General features: G+C 37.1%; 24 protein-coding genes. 17 read left to right on the top strand and 7 right to left on the bottom strand.

What is annotated here, in order from left to right; translation table 11 throughout:
- Positions 1–8 precede the first annotated feature (8 nt).
- The 15 genes from B3P23_RS03980 (at position 9) to B3P23_RS03910 (ending at position 14086) form a co-directional block, all read left to right on the top strand.
- Positions 9–1565, top strand: a complete 1557-nt coding sequence (locus B3P23_RS03980; protein WP_045753315.1) for a RagB/SusD family nutrient uptake outer membrane protein — start codon at positions 9–11, stop codon at positions 1563–1565.
- Between the two features lie 26 nt (positions 1566–1591).
- Positions 1592–2566 carry a SusF/SusE family outer membrane protein gene (locus B3P23_RS03975; protein WP_248754741.1) on the top strand — a complete coding sequence of 325 codons (975 nt, stop codon included), beginning with the start codon at positions 1592–1594 and terminating at the stop codon, positions 2564–2566.
- 46 nt (positions 2567–2612) lie between these two features.
- Complete coding sequence (locus B3P23_RS03970) at positions 2613–4463, top strand: glycoside hydrolase family 13 protein (protein ID WP_293924624.1); 1851 nt, start codon at positions 2613–2615, stop codon at positions 4461–4463.
- Between the two features lie 4 nt (positions 4464–4467).
- On the top strand, positions 4468–5115 hold the full coding sequence (pgmB, locus tag B3P23_RS03965; RefSeq protein WP_045753316.1) for a beta-phosphoglucomutase: 648 nt from the start codon (positions 4468–4470) through the stop codon (positions 5113–5115).
- 15 nt (positions 5116–5130) lie between these two features.
- Positions 5131–7413 (top strand): family 65 glycosyl hydrolase domain-containing protein, encoded by a 2283-nt coding sequence (locus B3P23_RS03960; protein ID WP_293924623.1) that lies wholly within the window; start codon positions 5131–5133, stop codon positions 7411–7413.
- Between the two features lie 19 nt (positions 7414–7432).
- Positions 7433–8776 (top strand): MFS transporter, encoded by a 1344-nt coding sequence (locus tag B3P23_RS03955; RefSeq protein ID WP_293924622.1) that lies wholly within the window; start codon positions 7433–7435, stop codon positions 8774–8776.
- A 108-nt stretch (positions 8777–8884) separates the two neighbouring features.
- Positions 8885–9775 carry a DUF4886 domain-containing protein gene (locus B3P23_RS03950; protein ID WP_293924620.1) on the top strand — a complete coding sequence of 297 codons (891 nt, stop codon included), beginning with the start codon at positions 8885–8887 and terminating at the stop codon, positions 9773–9775.
- Between the two features lie 70 nt (positions 9776–9845).
- Positions 9846–10778 (top strand): polysaccharide deacetylase family protein, encoded by a 933-nt coding sequence (locus B3P23_RS03945; RefSeq protein WP_293924618.1) that lies wholly within the window; start codon positions 9846–9848, stop codon positions 10776–10778.
- Between the two features lie 41 nt (positions 10779–10819).
- Positions 10820–11308: a DinB family protein gene (locus tag B3P23_RS03940; RefSeq protein ID WP_248754736.1), complete on the top strand. Its 489-nt coding sequence runs from the start codon at positions 10820–10822 to the stop codon at positions 11306–11308.
- Positions 11309–11469: 161 nt separating this feature from the next.
- Positions 11470–11985 carry an RNA polymerase sigma factor gene (locus tag B3P23_RS03935; protein ID WP_045753321.1) on the top strand — a complete coding sequence of 172 codons (516 nt, stop codon included), beginning with the start codon at positions 11470–11472 and terminating at the stop codon, positions 11983–11985.
- Positions 11951–12607 (top strand): hypothetical protein, encoded by a 657-nt coding sequence (locus B3P23_RS03930; RefSeq protein ID WP_248754735.1) that lies wholly within the window; start codon positions 11951–11953, stop codon positions 12605–12607. Before B3P23_RS03935 ends, B3P23_RS03930 begins: the two co-directional genes overlap by 35 nt.
- 5 nt (positions 12608–12612) lie before the next feature.
- A complete protein-coding gene (locus B3P23_RS03925) occupies positions 12613–13083 on the top strand; it encodes a DUF4252 domain-containing protein (RefSeq protein ID WP_045753323.1) in 471 nt (156 codons plus the stop codon).
- 7 nt (positions 13084–13090) lie between these two features.
- Entirely contained in the window at positions 13091–13363 is a 273-nt protein-coding gene (locus B3P23_RS03920) for a hypothetical protein (protein ID WP_293924615.1), read from the top strand.
- A gap of 4 nt (positions 13364–13367) precedes the next feature.
- Complete coding sequence (locus tag B3P23_RS03915; protein ID WP_293924613.1) at positions 13368–13616, top strand: DUF4252 domain-containing protein; 249 nt, start codon at positions 13368–13370, stop codon at positions 13614–13616.
- 2 nt (positions 13617–13618) lie between these two features.
- Positions 13619–14086, top strand: coding sequence for a hypothetical protein (locus B3P23_RS03910; protein WP_045753325.1), 468 nt, complete (start codon positions 13619–13621; stop codon positions 14084–14086).
- 80 nt (positions 14087–14166) lie between these two features.
- On the opposite strand, the gene sucD is transcribed toward B3P23_RS03910, so the two are convergent.
- Positions 14167–15045: a succinate--CoA ligase subunit alpha gene (sucD, locus tag B3P23_RS03905; protein WP_293924611.1), complete on the bottom strand. Its 879-nt coding sequence runs from the start codon at positions 15043–15045 to the stop codon at positions 14167–14169.
- Positions 15046–15136: 91 nt separating this feature from the next.
- Positions 15137–15670: an RNA methyltransferase gene (locus B3P23_RS03900; protein ID WP_045753327.1), complete on the bottom strand. Its 534-nt coding sequence runs from the start codon at positions 15668–15670 to the stop codon at positions 15137–15139.
- A 111-nt stretch (positions 15671–15781) separates the two neighbouring features.
- On the opposite strand from B3P23_RS03900, the gene rpsT reads away from it, so the two are divergent.
- Positions 15782–16036, top strand: a complete 255-nt coding sequence (gene rpsT / locus B3P23_RS03895; protein ID WP_045753328.1) for a 30S ribosomal protein S20 — start codon at positions 15782–15784, stop codon at positions 16034–16036.
- A gap of 139 nt (positions 16037–16175) precedes the next feature.
- Here the strand turns inward: rpsT and B3P23_RS03890 are convergent, their stop codons facing one another.
- Together B3P23_RS03890 and B3P23_RS03885 are read right to left on the bottom strand one after the other, a co-directional pair.
- Positions 16176–17018, bottom strand: a complete 843-nt coding sequence (locus tag B3P23_RS03890; protein ID WP_248754732.1) for a 3-keto-disaccharide hydrolase — start codon at positions 17016–17018, stop codon at positions 16176–16178.
- A gap of 43 nt (positions 17019–17061) precedes the next feature.
- Positions 17062–17895: a helix-turn-helix transcriptional regulator gene (locus B3P23_RS03885; protein WP_045753330.1), complete on the bottom strand. Its 834-nt coding sequence runs from the start codon at positions 17893–17895 to the stop codon at positions 17062–17064.
- 402 nt (positions 17896–18297) lie between these two features.
- On the opposite strand from B3P23_RS03885, the gene B3P23_RS03880 reads away from it, so the two are divergent.
- Complete coding sequence (locus B3P23_RS03880; RefSeq protein WP_293924607.1) at positions 18298–19788, top strand: succinate CoA transferase; 1491 nt, start codon at positions 18298–18300, stop codon at positions 19786–19788.
- Positions 19789–19971: 183 nt separating this feature from the next.
- Here the strand turns inward: B3P23_RS03880 and B3P23_RS03875 are convergent, their stop codons facing one another.
- The 3 genes from B3P23_RS03875 to B3P23_RS03865 are packed head-to-tail and all read right to left on the bottom strand — an operon-like array spanning position 19972 to position 22630.
- The gene (locus tag B3P23_RS03875; RefSeq protein WP_293924605.1) at positions 19972–20913 is read right to left on the bottom strand and encodes a glycerophosphodiester phosphodiesterase family protein; all 942 of its coding nucleotides are present in this window, start codon (positions 20911–20913) and stop codon (positions 19972–19974) included.
- A gap of 12 nt (positions 20914–20925) precedes the next feature.
- Positions 20926–21438: a shikimate kinase gene (locus tag B3P23_RS03870; RefSeq protein WP_293924603.1), complete on the bottom strand. Its 513-nt coding sequence runs from the start codon at positions 21436–21438 to the stop codon at positions 20926–20928.
- 4 nt (positions 21439–21442) lie between these two features.
- Positions 21443–22630, bottom strand: coding sequence for a BT_3928 family protein (locus tag B3P23_RS03865; protein WP_293924601.1), 1188 nt, complete (start codon positions 22628–22630; stop codon positions 21443–21445).

Genomic DNA, 22630 nt, shown 5'->3' with positions numbered 1-22630 from the left:
AGTTAGTTATGAAAAAGAGATTCAATAAAATTAATTTATTCTTATTTGCCGGACTATTGGTAGCAGGACAATCTTGTACCAAATTTGACGATAAGATGTATTCAGCATATACAGAAGATACATTTCCTAAAACTCCAGAACAATTTATTGCTGTAACAGGTCCTGTATATACAAGCGCAAGAGGATATTTTGACAATTACTTTAGTCTGCAGACAGCTGGTTCGGACGAAGTGATTATCCCAACAAGGGGTGGGGATTGGTTTGACGGTGGTAAATGGCGTGATATGCACTATCACACTTGGTCAGCATCGCATGAAGTTGTTCAAAATAATTGGGATTGGGGTTTTAATGCTATTGGTACTTGTAATCGTGTACTCAGTATTTTGGAACAATCTCCAGAATCGAGTACAAAGGCACAGACTGTTTCTGAAATAAAAGCCATGCGTGCCTGGTATTATTTCTTGATGATGGATGCTTATGGAAATATTCCTTTAGTAACCAGTTTTGATACTGGTACAGAATTGCCAGCGACTAAACCTCGGGCAGAAGTTTACCAATTTATTGTACAGGACCTAGAAGAAAACTTGGCCAACTTGAGTGAAGAAAAGACGGAAGCGACTTATGGTCGACCGACCAAATGGTTTGCACATACCTTATTAGCAAAACTGTATTTAAATGCGCAGGTTTATAGTGGTACTGCTAATTGGAATAAGGTGGTGGAACATAGCAATGCTGTTATTAATTCTGGCAAGTATGCTTTGGAAAATGATTTTCTGACACAGTTTAAACCCGATAATGGAGCATCAAATCCTGAACCGATTTTTTCTATTCCTTATGATGCTTCTCGCGCGACAGGAAACACTTTATTTAACCGTGTACTACATTATGCTCATCGCCAAACCTTTGAGTTGAGTATAAATCCTTGGAATGGATGGAGTGCACAACCTGCATATTTTGATTTGTTTGATCAAGCTGATAATCGTAAAAAGCAATGGCTATATGGCCAACAATATAACTCTACTGGACAACCGTTGAATTATAATGGATTGAATGTGGTGTTAGATCCCTATGCGTATACCTTATTACCGGGTTCTGATTTTGATATTGGCGGAGCAGACGATGTAGGTAGATTGGCAGGAGCACGTTGTATCAAATATTATCCAGATAAGAACCAAATTAGTAATAATGCAGGCAATGATGTGGTGGTATTTCGTCTTGCAGATGTGCTGCTGATGAAAGCGGAAGCTGTTTTGAGAGGAGCTACAGCAGCAAGTGTTGCTCAAGCTGTCGATGCGGCCAATCAAGTTCGCAAACGTGCTTTCCCAGTTAATCCGGAGAAACATTTTACGGCTAGTACATTGACTTTGGATGCTATTTATAAAGAACGTGCCTTGGAGTTTACTTTTGAATTGACTAGAAGAACAGATATGATTCGGTTTGGAAGATGGGAAGATGCTCAGTTGTTTAAACCCGCTAATCCTGGCGAAACTTATAAACGACTGTTTCCTATTCCAGCAAGAGCAAGAGCCAATAATAATAAATTGGATCAAAATCCTGGTTATTAATTTTTAAATGAATAGAAATTATGAAAATGTCTACTATATTTCGATTGCTATTAGTTTTAGTTATGGGTACTTCTTCTCTTTTATACTCTTGTAAAAAAGTAGAACACGGTACTGATGTGCCAATCGTGTCGATCAATGAAAATACGGTTTCGACTATTCAAGTCGGTAAAAAGTTGAAAGTTGGTTTTATCGCTAATCAGGTTACGGATTTTACATTCTCGATTGTGCCGGTAGCTGCCGGTGAAGCTTTAATGACTGAAAATATTACTGTTGATCCGAACACCTTTATTGTTTCAAAAGAATTTGATATTCCCAATCAAGTATCTTGGATCGGTGATGCCCTATTGAAGATTTCATATACTTCGGAGGGTCAAGTCATCGAAAAAACAAAACCAATTACTTTTACAGAAAGTAATCCGCAAATGTTTGTTGTTGGGGGGTCTATTGCTTCAGGATGGGAGCCAACACTTTCGATTCCGATGACGCTATACGATAAGGACAGTAAATCAAAGTTTGAAGTCTATGAGTATGTCACTGTCGATGGTTCTGGATTCAAATTTTTACCGACTAATGTGGATTGGACAGATGCATTTGGAAAAGGAACATCTGATGGTACTTTATTACAAAGTGCTGATGCGGGTAATATTACGGTTGCATCGGATGATTTTTATAGAATCCGAATGGATGCCGAAGCTAAAACCTATGAATTGTTAAAATCAACATGGGGTGTTATTGGTAGTGCAACCCCAAATGGTTGGGATAGTGATACCGACATGAAGTTTGTGGGGAGTAAAGGCATCTATACATGGAAATTGACCGTAAACCTAACTGTCGGTGAATTGAAATTCCGAATGAATGATGATTGGATCATTAATATCGGTGGGGAACTCTCTTCTTTGCAACAAGATGGTGCCAATATAGCTATTGCTACAGCTGGCAAATATGATATTGAACTGTCACGAACAGCTTCGGGCTATTCAGCAAAAATTTCTAAAAACTAATACTATGGGGAGCATATGGCTCCCCATTTCTATAAACTTTTATTGAATGATGATACGTCTATTGTTAAGTAGTGTTTTTATACTACTTCAGCTTTCTTATGCCTTTTCTCAAGATGATTTTTCTATTCAAAGAGTCGAACCTTTGCATTGGTGGGTCGGTATGAAATCTTCTGATTTACAGTTGATTATTTATGGTAAAAATATTGGAAAGAGCAAGGTTAAAATCCAGAAGAAAGGCTTAACCTTGATCAAAACTAATCCAGTTGAAAATGCTAATTATTTATTTCTAGATCTGGTCGTTGAGTCTGGTGCTACTGCGGGTTTGTATCCGATTGAATTTTATGAAAATAATAGGTTAGTAGGACGATATGATTATGAGTTAAAAAATAGAGATGCTTCTATCGTGAAAGCTCAAGGTGTCCAGGCGGAAGATCTGATTTACTTAATCATGCCGGATCGCTTTGCAAATGGGAACAAAGAAAATGATGAGGTAAAAGGTTTGCGGGAGATGCAAGTCAACCGTGATTCGATGTATGCCCGTCATGGCGGTGACATCGATGGTGTTATTCAGCATTTGGATTATTTGGCCGATCTAGGGGTTACTTCTGTTTGGTTGACACCTGTATTGACCAATGATATGCCTCAGGCTTCTTATCATGGATATGCAAATACCGAAAATTATCAGATTGATCCAAGATTGGGAACCAATGAGACCTATCGTAAACTTGGTGAGGAATTGCATAAACGAAAAATGAAATTGGTTCATGATGTCGTTCCGAATCATGTTGGACTTTACCACTGGACTGTAATCGACAAACCTTTTAAAGAATGGCTGCATGAATGGCCAAGTTTTACACAAACCACTTATAAGGATCAGACTATTTTCGATCCCTATGCTGCTGTTGCAGATCGAGACCGAATGGAAAAAGGATGGTTTGTAGAGACTATGCCCGACATGAATCAAGAAAATGAATATGTTCAAAAGTACATTTTGCAGAGCCATATTTGGTGGATTGAATATGCGGGTATCGATGGATTTCGAATAGACACCTATCCATACAATGATTTGGCTTTTATGGCAAAATGGACAACTGCAATTCAAAAAGAATATCCTCAGTTTTCATTCTTTGGTGAAACATGGGTACAATCCGTACCTAACCAAGCTTATTTTTTAGGTGGTCAGCGTGTGGGACAATCGATCGATACGAAGCTTGATGGTGTCACTGATTTTCAAATGAATTATGCTATTGGAGAGGCTTTGAATAATGAAAAAGATGGTGCCAATAGATTGTACGCAACCTTAGGATCGGATTATCAATATCCTAATCCATTAGCTAATGTGATTTTCTTGGATAATCATGATAAGGATCGTTTTTTCTCCGTAGTAGGGGAGCATATGGAGAAGTACAAATCTGCATTCTCTTGGTTGCTGACCTCTCGTGGTATACCACAGATGTATTATGGTGCAGAAGTATTGATGAAGAATTTCAATAAGCCAGATGGATTGCTTCGGGAAGATTTTAAAGGTGGATTTGTGGGGGATACTGTTAATAAATTTAATGCTTCAGGCCGATCTGATGCAGAAAATGAACTGTTCGATCATATTAAAAAGTTAGCGAATTATCGTAAGAATAATGCCGTATTGCAGTATGGAGCTACTCAGCATTATGTACCTGAGCATAACGTATATGCGTATTTCAGGTCTAATGAAACTCAAGTTGTCTCCATTTTTATGAATTGCAATGATAAGGAAGTCAAGTTGCCTTTAGCTCGATTTAGAGAGAGTCTGAGAGGTGCAACACGAATGAACAATATCTTAAAAGGGGTAGAGCAAGATATACCACTAGAAATCACATTAAAACCTCATCAAACGGTCGTGTTTGAATTAAAAAAATAGAAAAATGAAAAGTGCATTGGATCTTTTGAAGCGTGTAAAAGGAGTAATTTTTGATCTCGACGGTGTTTTGGTTGATACTGCGGTATTCCATTTTCAAGCTTGGAAAAGGCTTGCCCATGAATTGGGATTTGACTTTACAGAGATTGAAAATGAACAATTAAAGGGCGTAAGTCGGATCGCTTCGCTGGAAAAAATTTTAAAATGGGCTGGCGTCGATGCTGCTGATCGTGAAAAATTAGACATGGCAGAACGTAAAAATCGGTGGTATTTGGAATTAGTTCGAGAGATGCGAGCAGATGAAGTTTTACCAGGATCAATGGAATTGCTGCATTGGTTAAAGCAAAATGATTATCGTATAGCATTAGGATCTGCGAGCAAGAATGCACCGCTTATCTTGGAGAAAACGGGTATGATTTCCTTTTTTGATGTCCTTGTAGATGGTAATAGTGTCAGTCTTTCTAAGCCACATCCAGAGGTGTTCTTAAAGGCTGCACGAGACCTACAATTGCTTCCTGGATCATGTCTGGTATTTGAAGATGCGCAGGCAGGTGTAGATGCTGCTAGGGCAGCAGGGATGGGTGTGATTGGCATCGGTTCCAATTTGAATGGAACAGATTTGTCCATCAACAGTTTGGAGAAAGTTTTAAATTAATTAGTTGATTTTGCAATGAAGAATTACATTGTCCACGATGAGTGGAATATCATAGAAGAGGGGTTTCACCCTGCGTATAATGAAGTCTCGGAAAGTTTATTTTCTATCGGAAATGGTAGAATGGGACAAAGAGCAAATTTTGAAGAAGATTATAGTGGCAAATCATTGTCTGGATCATATTTAGCAGGAGTTTACTATCCTGACAAAACTCGTGTAGGCTGGTGGAAAAATGGTTATCCCGAATATTTTGCAAAGGTTATTAACTCCATTAACTGGATCGGTCTTCATATCCACGTGAATGGCGAGATCTTGGATCTTGCAACATGTAAAGTACAGCGTTTTCAACGGAAGTTAGACATGAAGCACGGATTGTTAATGCGATCTTTTGATGTCAAACTTCAAAATGGTGTGGAGATTCGTGTGAAAAGTACAAGGATATTTCATCTATTTCAATCCGAGACCGCTTCTTTAAAATATACCATTCAAGTGTTGAATGGGGAGGCTTCTTTACAGGTAGCGTCTTATTTGGAAGGAGATGTTGTCAATAGGGACAGTAACTATGATGAGCATTTTTGGAATTTCATTTCAAGTGGTGCATTAGATTCTCAGTTAAATGTGACTATGAAAACGAAGAAGACCGATTTCATAGTACGGGCTGATTTGGTCAATAGCTTTATCTTAAATACTGAAACCCTAGCGCCCAAACAATCAACAGATGGGGCATATGTTTCTGAAACTATAGCAATTTCGTTAACACCTGAAGATGTATTTTCCATCGAAAAACGTGTTTCAATGGTTACTTCTCAAAATCATAATGAAGCTGAATTGGTCGCCGCTGGACGAGCAAATATAGAACAGGTTTCAGCTTTATCATTTGATGAGCTGAAAACTAAACAAGCTTTAGCTTGGGGAAATTTCTGGAATGAAAGTGATATTGAAATCACTGCAGATGTTGCCTCACAGCAAGCGATCCGATTTAATATCTTTCAATTATATCAAACGTATACCGGCGAAGACTCTAGACTTAATATTGGTCCAAAAGGATTTACCGGAGAAAAATATGGCGGTGTGACGTATTGGGATACGGAGGCTTACTGTGTTCCTTTTTATCTTGCCACGCAGCCTGCTGATGTCGCTCGCAATTTATTACTTTATCGCTATCAACATCTGGATAAAGCCATTGAGAATGCAGAGAAACTTGGTTTTTCAAATGGCGCTGCTTTATATCCTATGGTCACGATGAATGGAGAAGAGTGTCATAATGAATGGGAGATTACTTTTGAAGAGATCCACCGTAATGGCGCAATTGCTTTTGCCATCTATAATTATCAGCGCTATACGGGTGATCGGTCATATGTTGAAAATTATGGTCTTGAAGTATTGATTGCGATCAGTCGTTTTTGGGCACAGCGTGTGAATTGGAGTGCTGAAAAGGAGAAATATGTCATATTGGGAGTCACTGGTCCGAATGAATATGAAAATAATGTCAATAACAACTGGTATACCAATACAGTTGCGGGCTGGTGTTTGAAGTATACGCTGGAATCGATAGAAACCTTAAAAGAGAGTGATCCTAGTAAACAAATAAGCTTGTTTGAAAAAGTGAATTTCAAGGAAGAAGAAGCCGTTTCATGGCAACATATCATCGATCATTTATATTATCCGATAGATAGCGAGCAGAGCATATTTTTACAACAGGACGGTTATCTGGATAAAGAACAGGTATTGGTTTCCGATCTACCGGACAAGGAGCGGCCTATTAATCAAAAGTGGAGTTGGGATCGTATTTTAAGATCATGTTTTATAAAACAAGCAGATGTACTTCAGGGTTTATACTTTTTTGAAGATCAATACGATCTGGATACGATAAGAAGAAATTATGATTTTTATGAACCCAGAACGGTTCATGAAAGTTCTTTGTCGCCTTGTGTTCATGCTATTTTAGCATCAAAACTTGGTAATGAAGCTAAGGCATACGAGTTTTATCTCAGAACTGCTCGGTTGGATCTAGATGATTATAACAACGATACCGAAGATGGATTACATATCACATCTATGGCCGGAACCTGGATGTCTATTGTAGAAGGTTTTGCGGGCATGCGTGTGAAAAACAATACATTAAGTTTTCAAACTTTCATTCCTAAAACATGGGATAGCTATGCTTTCCATGTGCAGTTTAGGGGAGTTAAATTATTTGTAAGAATAAAACAGCATGATTTTGAACTGATAAATAAGTCTAATCAAGAAATTAATATTATTTTTAACGAAGAGGAAATCTCTGTTAAGCCACGTGCATAACCACCTAAGTAATAAAATTATGATTTCAAAACTGCATAAGCCAAAACTGTCAACCGTTCAGATTATCAATATGAGCATAGGCTTTTTGGGTATCCAAACAGGATTTGCTCTTCAAAACGGCAATGCATCGCGCATTCTCCAAACTTTTGGAGCTGATGTCGAGCATTTATCGCTTTTTTGGTTAGCAGCTCCCATTACCGGGATGATTGTACAACCAATTATAGGTTATTACAGTGATCGTACTTGGAATAAAATTGGGCGTCGTAAGCCATATTTTTTGATTGGCGCCATTTTAACAGCGATAGCACTGATATTAATGCCCAATGCTGCATTATTTACGGCTATTTTGCCACCTTTATTAATAGGTGCTGGTATGCTAACGATTATGGATGCATCGATCAATGTCACGATGGAGCCATTTCGGGCTTTGGTCGCGGACAATTTGCCGAGTTCACAACGTAGCCTAGGCTTTTCTATTCAGACTTTTATTATCGGCTCTGGAGCAGTTATTGGTTCTTGGTTACCTTATGTGCTCACCCATTACTTGGGAGTTGATGGTACAGCAGCAGAGGGAGTAATTCCTCCAAATGTGATATATTCTTTTTATTGCGGAGCAGGCATATTGTTGTTATCCATCTTGTGGACTGTTTTATCTACAAAAGAATATAGTCCCGAACAATTGGCTTCTTTTGAGGATACGGCACTTGAAGTAGAGACGATTGCCAAACATCGGTCAGGATTATTTGCCATTGTTGATGATTTTAAGACCATGCCAAAAACAATGAAACAATTGGGCTTGGTGCAGTTCTTTTCCTGGTTTGCACTTTTTATGATGTGGGTATATACTACCCCAGCTATAGCAGAACATATCTTTTATCTAAAAGATGGTGATAAATCTAAACTCTATATGGATGCTGCCAATTGGGTAGGCGTATTGTTTGGGATCTATAACGCCGTTTCAGCGATTTATGCTTTGTTTTTAGCCAAAATAGCAGCTAAGTTCGGGCGTAAACAGACTCATGCTTTTTCATTGATAATGGGAGGTCTTGGATTGATCTCGATATTTATCATTAGGGACCCCAATCTACTGATTATCCCTATGATTGGCATTGGTCTAGCATGGGGAAGTATTTTAGCGATGCCTTATGCTATTTTAAGTGATAGTTTGCCCGCTAAAAAAATGGGGGTTTATATGGGTATTTTTAACTTTTTTATCACCTTTCCTCAAATCGTATGTGGTTTTTTTGGAGGATATATGATTAAAATTTTCTTTGATAGCAATTCTGTTTATGGTATTTTATTAGCGGGCGTTTTTATGTTGTTGGGCGCCTTAGCTGTGCTGCGGATCAAGGACAAAATTTAAGATAAACAGCGCTTGATCAAGGAGCTTCTCTATGGGAAGCTTCTTTTGTTTGTTCAAAGTGAAAGATATTTTTTAATTTAGAGATTATCTGTTAAAAAATTCGATTTTATGTATAGCATTCAAATTACTTCTATTCTATTTTTTCTTTCCTTTATCTTTTCATCTTCATCATATGCGCAAAGCCAAGATCAAGCTTTAGATGATGGGGTTATACGAATATTAGCTATTGGAAATAGTTTTTCTGAAGATGCTATTGAAAACAATCTATATGAATTGGCAAATGCGCGTGGGAAAAAAATCGTGATTGGAAATCTCTATATTGGAGGCGCTCCCTTGGATTTGCATGTTAAAAATGCAATTGGAGATAGCAGCGCCTACAGTTACCGCAAGATAAATGAGTCCGGTGAAAAAAAGGTGCTGGAAAAGATAAAAATATCGACAGCTCTTACCGATGAGCCATGGGATTATATCAGTTTTCAGCAAGCGAGCCCACTATCGGGTAAGTATGATACTTATGCGAAAGATCTACCTCTTCTATACGCATATGTCACGCAACATGTAAAATACCCCGACACCAAGTATATTTTGCATCAAACATGGGCTTATCAGCATGACTCTGATCACAGCGGTTTTAGTTTATATGGACGTGACCAAACTGCGATGTATCATGCTATCGTATCTACATCTGAAAAAGTATACAGTTGGGGCAATTTTTCCATTTTAGTACCTGTTGGTACGGCCATACAAAATGCAAGAACTTCTTATATAGGCGATCATTTTACAAGGGACGGATACCATCTTAATTTGAATTATGGTCGGTTTACAGCAGCATGCGTATGGTATGAATCTTTATTTCATGAAAATGTACAAACCAACGCTTACGTACCTTTATCAATAAGTTATGTAGAAAGTAAAATTGCAAAGGAAGCGGCACATTTAGCGGTTAAAAGCCCTTACCGTGTAACTACTTTATCTCGTTATAGTATTTGGAGTTATTGATCATATTTTTCCGATGAAATGTCGATGTGTATCCGTTACGTATCAGTATATGGTGTGTAGCATTTTATTTTTGTTGATTAAACCTGAGCTCGTTTTTTCACAGGGTTATCCACATATTGTCAATTATCGCGTATATTTTGCAAACGTATCGTACCAAGGACGACCATACATAGGTATTAGGACTTTTCGTAATCAAAATCTTGATTATATTTTAACCGTTGATCCCAATACTTTGGAGACGTCTGTGATAAAAAGTGCAGATTGCAACAGTACTGAGGTAAGTCATATTCAAAATATTGATCATTTTTCTGGATCTACCTATGCTAAGAGCTTTCAACATGTTCGTGATCATGAATATGCTCTTCAAGATGCTGGCATTGACTATGCCTTTCCAAAGGAGAGGGGGATCAATCTGACCATCGATTTATGCCCATCACATAAACCATTGGACAAAGTAGTTTTTGAATCTTTATTTTCAGCTTTTAGAGGTATAGAAAGTTCACTTCCTATTGCTATTTCATTGTCTGGAAAATGGATTTTAAATCACGAAGCCGACCTGCAATGGCTGATCAATCTCAAAAATAAAGGACTGTTAACGATTACATGGATTAATCATACCTATAACCATCGGGTAAATAAAGATCCTCTTGATCATAATTTTTTACTGGCTGCAGGAACTCATGTTAATGCCGAAATTCTAGACAACGAAATGCTCATGCTTAAAAAGGGCATTGTTCCTTCCGTTTTCTTTAGATTTCCTGGTCTTGTGTCCAGTCATGAAATTATGGAGGAAGTATTGGGTTTTGGATTGATACCGATAGGCTCAGATGCATGGCTAGCAAAAGGGCAGCATGCTCAGGATGGGAGTATTGTACTGATTCACGCCAATGGTAATGAAGAAGTAGGAGTCCAGGATTTTATTCAGTTGTTAAATAGTGAACAAAAAAACATTAGAAATAAGCGTTGGATTTTACATGACCTTCATGAGGGAGTAGAATATTAATTTCAACCCATATCAGTAAAGCATTTTTATAAAAAAAGATTATGAATGTTAAGAAAAGTTTTTTAATTGAGTTAGAAAGAGAAACGAATAATACAGGCCGTATTTTAGATCGGATAACTGATGATCACCTTGATTGGCGTCCCCATGAGAAGTCGATGAGCGTAAGAGAATTGTCCGCTCACATCGTTGAGCTGCACAGTTGGATTTCTAAAGCCATTCCTAAGGATGTCTTTGACTTAAAAACAGATTTTCAGCCATTGAAAATTGATTCCGTATCAGAACTTAAAGTTATCTTGACCAAGGGATTAATTGATAATAAGGAAACAATAGCGCAATTACCGGATGATGATTGGTTAAAAGAATGGGTTTTAAAAGCTGGAGATTGGGAGATCGCCCGATTGCCTAAAGGAGGAGCGATACGCCACATCATTACCAATCATATTATACATCATAGGGGGCAGTTGACTGTTTATTTGAGGTTGCTGAATATTCCTGTACCAGGATTGTATGGTCCATCGGCAGATGAGTAAATTAATTTTAAACCGAAGTCAAAAGCTTCGGTTTTTTTATGTTCCTTCGTAAAAGGAATACATTTCCAATATCTGTTAACAACACCAATTATTTTTTTTAAAAAAAGTATGTAATACTTCGATACCCTTGCGTGTCTTCTATATAAAAGCGATTAAAATTTATGAACCAGGAAACCTTTAAAACGACAGTCTTCATCCATAAGGATCGGTTATTTCGTTTTGCAAATAGGTTTTTACTTGATCAAGATGATGCCTTTGATTTGGTTCAGGAAGTATTGCTAAAATTGTGGGAAGCGAGAACTGAACTTTTAAAAGTAGCGAATATAGAGGCGTATGCTATGCGAATGACAAAAAACTTAGCATTGAATCGCTTGAATCGTGAGGGAGTAAAAACAAAATATATGGCTCAGCTGGATCAGGATATTCAAAAAGAAAGCTATCCGTCATTGACCAGGGAGCTGATCTTAAAGTTAATCGATCGTCTGCCAGAAAAGCAGCGGTTGGTTATGTATCTGAGAGATATCGAGGAGTATGAAATTGCTGATATTGTAAATTTAGTTGGGATCGATGAAAATGCAGTCCGTGTAAATTTGTCCCGTGCTCGAAATGTAGTAAAAGTCAATTTGACAAAAGTATTTGATTATGAAGAAAGAAGAATTAAAGCAATTAGAAGCTAAATATTTAGCCGGCGAGACCACTCTTGCAGAAGAAAGGTTGCTGAAGGAGCATAGTGAGGATGGATATTTTTCGCTATTGGCTGAAAAAAATACAGATGAGATGTTAATGGATTTTGATTCTTTTTTAGCTCGTACTGATGAAGCTCCGAAAACAGTCCATAGGCTACCTCAACGAAAGATCTGGACGATGTTCTCTTCAATAGCAGCTGCAATTTTACTGATTTGTTTGGGGATTTGGTATTTGCCTAGTCAACAAGTCGTGTCGCCTATTGAGCAGACTGCAAATCTGAATAAGCCGTTGAAAAAGGCGTCAGAGCCAGATCGCATTAAAGTAGATTCATTGGTAGAGAATAGACAAAACTCCGAAAAAATGGTGACTCAGACAGCAGCAGTAAGGCATAGGGTCGTCAAACATCGATCATCCATATTGGAAGTAGCTGTTGATACCGCTGCAAATCAAGTTGCTGAAGAGGAGTTTTATGTTGAAGTAAATGGTGTTAAGATTACAAATGAGGAAGAGGCATTAAAAATTACAGAAAATGCCTTACTATTTGCTTCCTCAAATTTAAAAAAGGGAATGAAAGAAGTCGAAAATATAAAATGTTTAAGTATTGAATTATAGAAATTATGAAAACGATATTATTAGTAATTGCACTGTTGTGCTCGAGTTTAGCACACGCTCAACTATCAAAATTGGATGAGATTTTTGAGCAGTATAAAGAAGGAAAGGGTGTAACTTCTATCAAAATTGGAAAACCCATGTTCAGTATGCTCAATAAAATGAAGCTGTCCGATAATGAGGTTAATAGCATCAAGCCGCTGCTTTCTAAAATTAACAGCATTAAGATGCTGATCTTAGAAGAAGCCGATCTAGGACTGCAATCTGATGTTTCAAAAGCCATTAATAAGTTGAAATATGAAGAGTTGATCACGATCAATTCTGAGGGTAATAAAATTAAGTTTTTGGCAGAGGATACAGCCACAGATGTAATAAAAAATCTATTGCTCAGTATACAGTCCGATGGCAGTACCATTTTTATGATTCTCGATGGTAAGGTCAGTTATGATGATGTGAATAAATTGGTTAACAATAAATAACGGTACTATGAAACAAATACTAACTATCGGGGCACTGCTCATGTTCTGTCTGACATTGCAAAGCTGTTTTGTGAAAACCAGTCCAAATATGTCTTTTATAAGTAAGCGCGACTTGTCAAGTGATACAGAGGTTGCTTCAGTAAGGGTACCTATGTTTTTGACGAGAACATTTCTTAAAAGTAAGATTAAAGAATTGGATGAAGATGATGCCGTGGCTGCATTGGCTTTACGGAAAATCAAGAAGTTGAAAGTTATGACGATTTCTGGAAATAAAAGATAATCTGATGACTAAGTATCATGCCTATCTGGCTAAGAATAATTTTGAAGAGCTAATGAGTCTATACAGTGATGGATCAAAAATTACGATTAATACAGAGATGAAGAAAGATCATGTGAAACGTGTGCTATTGGGGATAGCTGATGAGGAGGACTATGTATTTGTCGATATTAAAGCAGATTTGGATCTAAATGAGCTGTCTAGGATGATTGAGTATTATGAAAATAAGAAGGAAAAATCTAAAATTATAAACTAGTTATGGAAAAATTAATAGCTGCCATCATACTTGTCTTTAGTGTATTCAACGCTCAAGCGCAACTATCAAAAGTTAATGAATTTGTCAATTCATTACCCAAAAATCAAGAAGGGATACAAATTTTTAGATTCAATGCCTCTAATATAAATGATGTATCCAATCTTAAGAAAGAAAATTTATTAATTGATGTCAAACAGTTTTTGCCAGATTCTTTATTAAAAGATATTCAGGATATTACCATCTGCCAACTGGGATCAAAGCAAGTCAAGGAATCAAAATCTCTGGAGAGTGCGATCAAGAAAGCCGATCTGAAAACGATCTACGCTATGGAGAACGAAGGGATGTTAATTCAGGTTTTAGCATCAAATTTTGAGAACAATAGCGCTCAGGATTTACTTATCGATGTTAAGTCTGAGGATTATTCTCGAGTTACAGTGATCTTAAAGGGCAATCTTCCATTAGATCTCTGATAAGTCTGGATTAAAAAAATAAGGCTATAAAAAATGCCTTGAAACTTTAGTTTCAAGGCATTTTTTATATGTTATATAGCTTATGCTTTTTTAGCTAATTCTTCAGCGATTGCTTTTCCAATCTCAGCAGGAGATTGTACTACACGGATACCGCACTCAGCCATGATTTTCATCTTAGCAGCAGCAGTATCGTCTGCGCCACCAACAATAGCACCAGCGTGACCCATACGACGTCCTGGAGGCGCTGTTTGACCTGCGATAAAACCTACTACAGGTTTAGTGCCATGTTCTTTGATCCAAAGAGCAGCTTCAGCTTCCATACCACCACCGATTTCACCGATCATGATGATTGCTTCTGTTTCTGGATCATTCATTAATAATTCTACCGCTTCTTTAGTTGTAGTACCAATGATAGGGTCACCACCAATACCGATAGCAGTAGTAATACCTAGACCAGCTTTTACAGTTTGATCAACAGCTTCGTAAGTTAAAGTCCCTGATTTAGAAACAACACCAACATTACCTTTTTTGAAGATGAAACCTGGCATGATACCGATTTTAGCTTCATCAGCAGTAATGATACCCGGGCAGTTAGGTCCGATTAAACGAGAATTTTTGTCAGTCAAGTAAGATTTTACTTGAATCATATCTTTAGTAGGTATACCCTCAGTAATACATACGATTACTTCGATACCTGCTTCTGCAGCTTCCATAATCGCATCAGCTGCAAATGCAGGAGGTACGAAAATAATAGAAACGTTAGCACCAGCTTCTTCTACAGCATCTTTAACAGTATTGAATACGGGACGGTCTAAATGTGTTTGACCACCTTTTCCTGGCGTAACACCACCAACTACGTTTGTTCCGTACTCGATCATTTGACTTGCATGATAAGTACCTTCTGTTCCAGTGAAACCTTGAACAACTACTTTTGAATCTTTATTAACTAATACACTCATTTCTTCTTAAAATTTTGCATCACAAATCTACTATTTTGCATTGGAAATAGGAAGTAATCTGCATACTTATATGTCCTTAATTGATAAAAAATTAGCAGAACTTACTTTTTTGAATAAAATCCCAAGTTACGATGCCAATTGTGACAGAAACATTGAAGGAATGTTTCGTTCCAAATTGTGGAATTTCGATGCAATGATCTATTTGTTCCATCACCTCTTCATCAACCCCATTTACTTCATTGCCAAATACCAAAGCATACTTGGTATCTTTAGCGGGAACAAAGTCCTGCAAAAGGATACTATTCTCCGCCTGTTCGATTGCAATAATGGTATATCCTTGTTCTTTCAATGTGCTAATCGCTTCGGTCGTTTCCTTGACATGTTCCCATGGAATAGATTGTGTTGCACCTAAAGCCGTTTTTTCAATTTCACGGTGTGGGGGTGTAGCTGTGATCCCACACAAGAATATTTTTTCTATAGCAAATCCGTCAGCCGTTCTAAAAGCTGATCCGACGTTGTGCATACTCCTCACATTGTCTAGCACTAGTGTGATGGCTGTTTTCTCTTGGTTTTTGAACGTTTCAACATCAGCACGTTGCAGCTGATCCATGGATAATTTTTGCATGATGCAAAGATAAGTATAGAAAACTTTAAAATAGATTTTGAATATTAGAAATAAGATGTTATTTTTGCATTCCGAATTTTAAGTAAAGAACGAATAAAAATTAGCTAAAAAATGGCAAATCATAAATCAGCGATCAAAAGAATTAGAGCAAACGCTACAAAGCGCTTAAGAAACCGTTACCAAGCAAAAACTACTCGTAACGCAATTAAAAAATTACGCACTACTGCTTCAGCAGAAGAAGCTAAAACATTATTGCCTCGTGTGATTTCTATGCTTGATCGTTTGGCTAAGAAAAATGTAATCCACAAGAAAAAAGCTTCAAACAACAAATCTAAGTTAACAAAATTTGTTAACGGATTAGTTTAAGCTATCAGTATAATATATAAAGGGATACAGTTCTCTGTATCCCTTTTCTTTATGTTTTTACTTTACCCTGGATTTTCTCTTTTCCAAGCGAATGAATGTAAAAAAAAGTGTCGAGTTTCTCGACACTTTTTTTATGCTTTTATTTTTGCATAACTGCTGCAATAGCCTTTTTTAGCTCTACAGAGTTTTTCATATAAGGTTCCAGATTATAGATCTCCACTTTTTTGAAATCGATAGGATGGCTTTCACTTTGCAGTGAAATGGTACCTTTACTAATTAACTGACCATCTTTCTTTTGTTTTGGGTCAAAGTTGCTGACATTTCCACCACCATATTGTGGTTTTTGGTACTCCAAAACCAAATCCCCATTCACGTAATGTTGAATAATAGAATCACCTAATACCAAAAAATCTGCTGTTACCCACTGATCACCATGATAGGTTTTAGATGTTGAGCTGACACAGTGTGGGGTAAATAATTTTTCTTTCATCACGACATTCGTACCCGGAGTACAAAGATTGCTTGTCGTACGTTCGTTCGTGCCATCACCGCCTAACAATTGACCTTCAATTGAAATTGGGAAATCTTGATCTTTAAGCATCGTTTTTGGATCTTGACCATGCAGCATAGCTCCACTATTGCGGAGTGCCCAGCCTTCTCCTCCTTTTGCCTGCTCACCCACAAATCGGTATTGAACACGTAGGATATAGGCAGAAAATTCTTTATTGTAAAATAAATGACCATATTGTTGATCAAATTGGTCATAGCCATCGTATCTGACTTTCAATAGACCATCTTCTACACGAAAAGTATTTGCGTAATTATCGCCAACCTCATGTTTGCTGATTTTTGGCGTCCAATTTTTTAGATCTTTCCCGTTGAACAGTTGTATTGCTTTGGGTTTTTTGTTTAATGAACTAGCACTAATTGAAATGCATAGGGCTACTCCTGCTAAACTAAAAAATAGTTTTTTATAATTCATGATTAAGATTTTAGGTATTAGAGACCTAAAATACTTAAAAAAATTAGATTAACAATTGTTTTTGCTTAACATATTCGCTTGGTCTGACCCCAATTACTTTATTGAATGTGTTACTAAAAGTAGGTAGGCTGCTGTATCCAACCTTGAGTGCAACCTCATTGACACTTAATTTTTCATCTAAAAGAAGTTTCAGCGCTGTCAACATTCTCAATATGGTATAGTATTGAATAAAAGACATGTTTAATTCTTTTTGAAAGAGCCTAGCCAAAGTGCGTTCACTGATATTGAATTTCTGCGAAAGCGTTTTAAAACTGACATTCTCTTCGATCCGACTCTCTAGGAATGTGACGATGTCCTTTAATTTTTGATTACTTGGATAGGGAAGTGCCAAGGGCAACTCATGTTGTGATATTTCGGGCAACAAGAGTTTGAAGGCTTTTGCTAACGAATATTTTGGCTCTTCAACTGGAAAAATATTACCATTCCATCGATTGGTAAACATGATCAACTCATTGAGCAGATCATCGACCGGGTAGATATTTATTTTTTTGTAAAATTCTTGATCGGTATCATATTTTGGAAAATATAGATTGCGCATCACGACATCAGGGGTGCTCGGATGGATACTGTGACGGATCCCTGCTGGTATCCAGATGTAATGCCTTGCTGGAAGAAAATAAGATTTTTCGGCTGTCTTTAAAAAAACAACCCCACCTTCCGTATATAAAAATTGATCTTTGTTATGAGCATGTTCGGTAATGAAACTTTCGCCAATTATGGCATGGTGACAGTAGATACTATCCTCAAAAGAGTCCACTTCTGTTACGTAATAACGATTGACATATTTTGGATCTTTGATATCGCTTTTTTTATTCATGATTTCTTCCCGTTTCCGTTGCAAAGTTAAAATTTTTATACCAAAGCTGTACAATACTTTATGATTGTAAGTTGATACTCACCTATATTGTTTGTGAAATAAGACTTGTAGGTAAGTGTGTACTAATTTTTTTTAATACACAAAATAATTAATTTGCTGATTACTAATGTTTTAGTTATATTTTTGAAATTTATTTTATAACTTATTTTGTATGATTAAAAATATGAGATGCTGATTTATAAATAATTACAAATATATCGTCTTTATTGGATAATTTTGTGACTAATTGCAATAAATTGACACAGAAAAAATACGTTAATATTGTTTGGTCTAATATTTAAACAATTATTAATAAATCTGTTTGCTAAATATTAGAGAATTTGAGAAATAAGTTAAAGGGATATGTCGTACGATAGAATTAAACTTAAAAGTTTACATGACAAAGTAATTACAGCTGAGCAAGCTGCACTACTCATTAAAAATGGTATGATCGTTGGCTCTAGTGGATTTACAAAAGCTGGCGATAGTAAAGTTGTATTACCAGCATTGGCGGACCGAGCGAAAACCGATCCTTTAAAGATTACGTTAATTACAGGTGCCTCATTGGGTCATGGCACTGATGGCAAATTGGCTGAAGCAGGTGTACTTGCTAAGCGTATGCCCTTTCAGGTGGACCGTATATTGAGGAATAAAATTAATGCTGGTGAGGTGCTGTTTATTGATCAACATCTCAGTGAGACAGCAGAGTTATTGCACAATAAAAATTTGGCGGCAGTTGATATTGCCGTATTAGAAGTAGCAGCTATTGAAGCCGATGGTAGTATTATTCCAACGACTTCTGTGGGCAACTCGGCTACTTTTGCTGCTTTAGCAAAGCAGGTCATCTTGGAGATAAATACAGCCGTACCGATGGAGATACGTGGTATTCATGATATCTATCAAGCTGAAGATTATCCAAGAAGAAACGTCATCCCTATTGTTGCTCCTGAAAATAAAATTGGTCGTAAAACAACTGCATTAGATCCATCAAAAGTCGTGGGTATTGTATTTACAGATATCGAAGATAGTCCTGCAGATATTGCCGAACCAGATGCTAAGACAACCGCTATAGCGAGTCATATTTTAAACTTCTTTGAAAAAGAAGTAGAAATGGGACATCTATCTTCGAGTTTGTTACCTCTTCAAGCCGGTATAGGCAAGGTTGCCAATGCTGTTTTGATGGGATTTAAAGATAGCAATTTCCGAAATTTAACGATGTTTTCAGAAGTGCTACAAGATAGTACCTTTGATCTGATTGATGCAGGTGTTATGGATTTTGCCTCGGCTTCTTCCATTACGGTTTCAAAACCTTGCTATGATCGTGTATTTGGCAATCTAGATAAGTATCGTGATAAAATGGTATTGCGACCACAAAATATATCCAATACACCAGGTCTGATCCGTCGTTTGGGTGTTATCGCCATCAATACGGCGATTGAGTTTGATATCTATGGTAACGTCAATTCGACGCATATATCGGGCACTAATATTATGAATGGTATCGGTGGTTCAGGTGATTTTGCAAGAAATGCTTACTTAAGTATTTTCGTCACCCAAGCCGCATCTAAGGACGATCGTATTTCACACGTATTGCCTATGGTGTCGCATGTGGATCATACCGAACATGATGTTGATATTTTAGTAACCGATATTGGACTGGCGGATTTAAGAGGCTTGGCACCTCGTGAGCGTGCCCAAGTTATCATTAACAACTGTGTGCACCCAGATTATAAAGAACAGCTACAGAGCTACTATGATCGTGCCTCTGAGCGTGGTGGTCATACTCCACATATCCTAGAGGAGGCGTTTAGTTGGCATATCAATTTGCGCGATCAAGGAACCATGAAAAAATAATGATACGGTATTCCGATAAACAGCAAAGCAGCTATTTTAATTAATAGCTGCTTTACTGTTAATGGGAGTACTTACCAGAATCTTTGGATTGTAAGTATTTAGATGATCTTCTATAAGAACCTATCTTAGTAGCATCTTGTTGTGGGGCTACGATTTGTTGCTGTGCGCTTTCTAATGCTGTGATTATTGAATGAACTTGGACGTAATATTTCTTTTTTTGATATAAAAATCTAAAATTCGTCCAGCTTCGATCGGTCGATCTGTACTTAATATATCGGCACCATTTTCTATAAAACTTGCATATAATTGATCACCTTTTTGTTTGGCCTGTCTATCTAAATTGCCTAGCGTGCCCAATATACACATGATACCATGGCCATGAATCAGATCTATTAAACTTTTTTCAGCCTCGCTGGTACCTATAAAAGCAATCAAGCGATTATCGGGAATATCCCTATCATTCAATCGAACTAAGTCAGAGACATTTTTTATAGGTGCCGAAAGCATTAGATCTGGTGCTAAGTTGTGCACAGCAGCAGCTTGGTTTGCCGAATAAGTAATGATAACAGTATGGCTTTCCGATTTTTGATTACGAATAGAACGAATCACTAAATCATAAGGAACTCCTTGCTTCACATCGAGCGTGAAAATAACTTTTCCTTTACCCCATGCAAGTGCTTCTTCCAGCGTGGGAATTCGGTAAGGAGTTAATTTTCCATTTGGATCTTTCAGTCTTAAATTTTTCAGTTCATCCTTTGTTTTTGTATCAACTTGGCCTGTACCATTAGTTGTTCGTTCTAAGTTGCGGTCATGCATCAGTACTAAAGCAGAATCCTTTGTTAGTTGGACATCACATTCAACGATGACGGGTCTGTAACTCGCATTAAAAGCAAAGGTTTCGATTGCATTTTCTGGATAACCATTTGTAGGGCCACCTCGATGCAGACTGATCAGCGGGTATCGGTTTTCATCATATGTTAAAAATTGATAAAGCTCTTCTACTGTCTTTAAATTTAGATTTTTATTGTTGGCTAAGACATCCGTTGATGTCCCATTTCTAAAGCAAGCTGTTAGAAATACAGTAATAAATGTTAAAAAAAGAAAGAGATTTATTCTTTTAAGCATAGAGTAATATGGTTATATGTGGTTTTTCAAGAGTACGATAAGATCTTCAACAGGTGTATTGATCTGATCGATGATCAAGTGGGCTTGTTTATAAAACGGCTCTCGTTCTACTAATTTTTCACTGATAAAGTTAAATAATTCTTCATCAGTTTTTCCTATTAAGATCGGTCTTTTGTTGGGCTTTGACTGTGACAGTCGATCAAATAACGCCTTAGGTGTCATTTGCAAATACACCGAAATACCATTTTCATTCATCCATTGCATATTGTCAAAAAAGCAAGGTGAACCACCGCCTGTAGAAACAATCGCTTCGTGCTGCGCTATTTTTTGTAAGTGTTCACGTTCGAGTGCTCTAAACTTTTCTTCTCCATGAAGCTGAAAATATTCCGTAATGGACATCCCGACTTCCTTGACGATTTCATCGTCTGTATCGATAAAAGGTAGTTCTAATTTATTCGCTAATTTTTTGGCTAAAGTAGTTTTTCCACTTCCCATATAGCCAATTAAAAATATTGGTTTTGGCATGTTGTTATTTATCTAGACTTAAGTATTGGTCCTCTATTTCTTTCGCATCAGGGATATTATTATAATGCCATTTGTTGATGACTGTTCCTGATTTTAATAGCAGAATTCCTGGATTGGCACGTACCATACTTTTTAGTGGTATCAGATCTGCATAAAATATTTCCGAAATTAAGTGCAGTTTATCACTTAAATAATCTGATTCTTCAGATGAACTAGCTGTCAACAGCACGATGCGCAGGTTATAATCTTCGGTTAATTTTGTAGCGATTTTATTGATGTTATCTAACGCATCTAGATTTGCTTTAGATAAATCCTTGGCTACAATAATTAAATTATAGTAAGGATTATTGATGATTTCTTGCGTATGGTCATTACCTTCTGCATCGGTAATCAATAGGTCGGTTATGGGGATCTGATATCCTTTTTTAACCAAAGTACTTTTGGGTTCACCTACGATTTCCCAATTAGTATCTTCCCATACTTTTTCTGACATGTAAATTTTATCAGTGATGGTTTTTGTCTCGCCGGTTTTAGTATTTTTCATGTTGTAGACCTGTTCGTAGACATCTCCTTCTTTTCCTTCTGGCAATACCATAAGTGAAGGGATGTTATTACCGATCTTATACGGAAGAAAGTCAATAAAGGGTAAGTACATCACGGTGTAAATCCCGATTCCGAATGATATAATTGCCGTCAGCGTCGCTACCAAGCCTTGTGTAAATGAATCTTTGATAAGGGGTTTAATTTGATTCCGATAGATAAAGATAATTAAGATCAATGCAAGCAGCACCAGATCTTTACCAAAGGATTGCCATGGAGTTAAGGGGATAGCATCACCAAAACATCCACATGAAGTGACCACCTCAAAAAAAGCAGAGTAGAAGGTCAGGAATGTAAAGAAGATAATCAGCAGCAATAGCCCCCAAGCTACCAGTCGTCTGTATAAACCGAGTAACAGCCATACACCCAATATAATTTCAAATGCACAGACAATAATGGCTATTGTGGTCGCATAATCCATTAAAAAGTCGGTATGAAAAACATGGAAATATTCCTCCAGTTTATAACCAAATCCAGTTGGATCATTGGCTTTGATAAATCCAGAGAAAATAAATAATAGGCCTGTCAATAGGCGTGCAAATCCAAGTAGGTAATTTGTTTTTTGCTTTTTAGCGTTGAAGAGTTCTGACAT

The organism is Sphingobacterium sp. UBA6320 (genome assembly GCF_002440335.1).
Classification (GTDB): domain Bacteria; phylum Bacteroidota; class Bacteroidia; order Sphingobacteriales; family Sphingobacteriaceae; genus Sphingobacterium.
The sequence above is the reverse complement of the archived record's forward strand: the minus strand, read 5'-3'. Positions and strand labels throughout refer to the sequence as shown.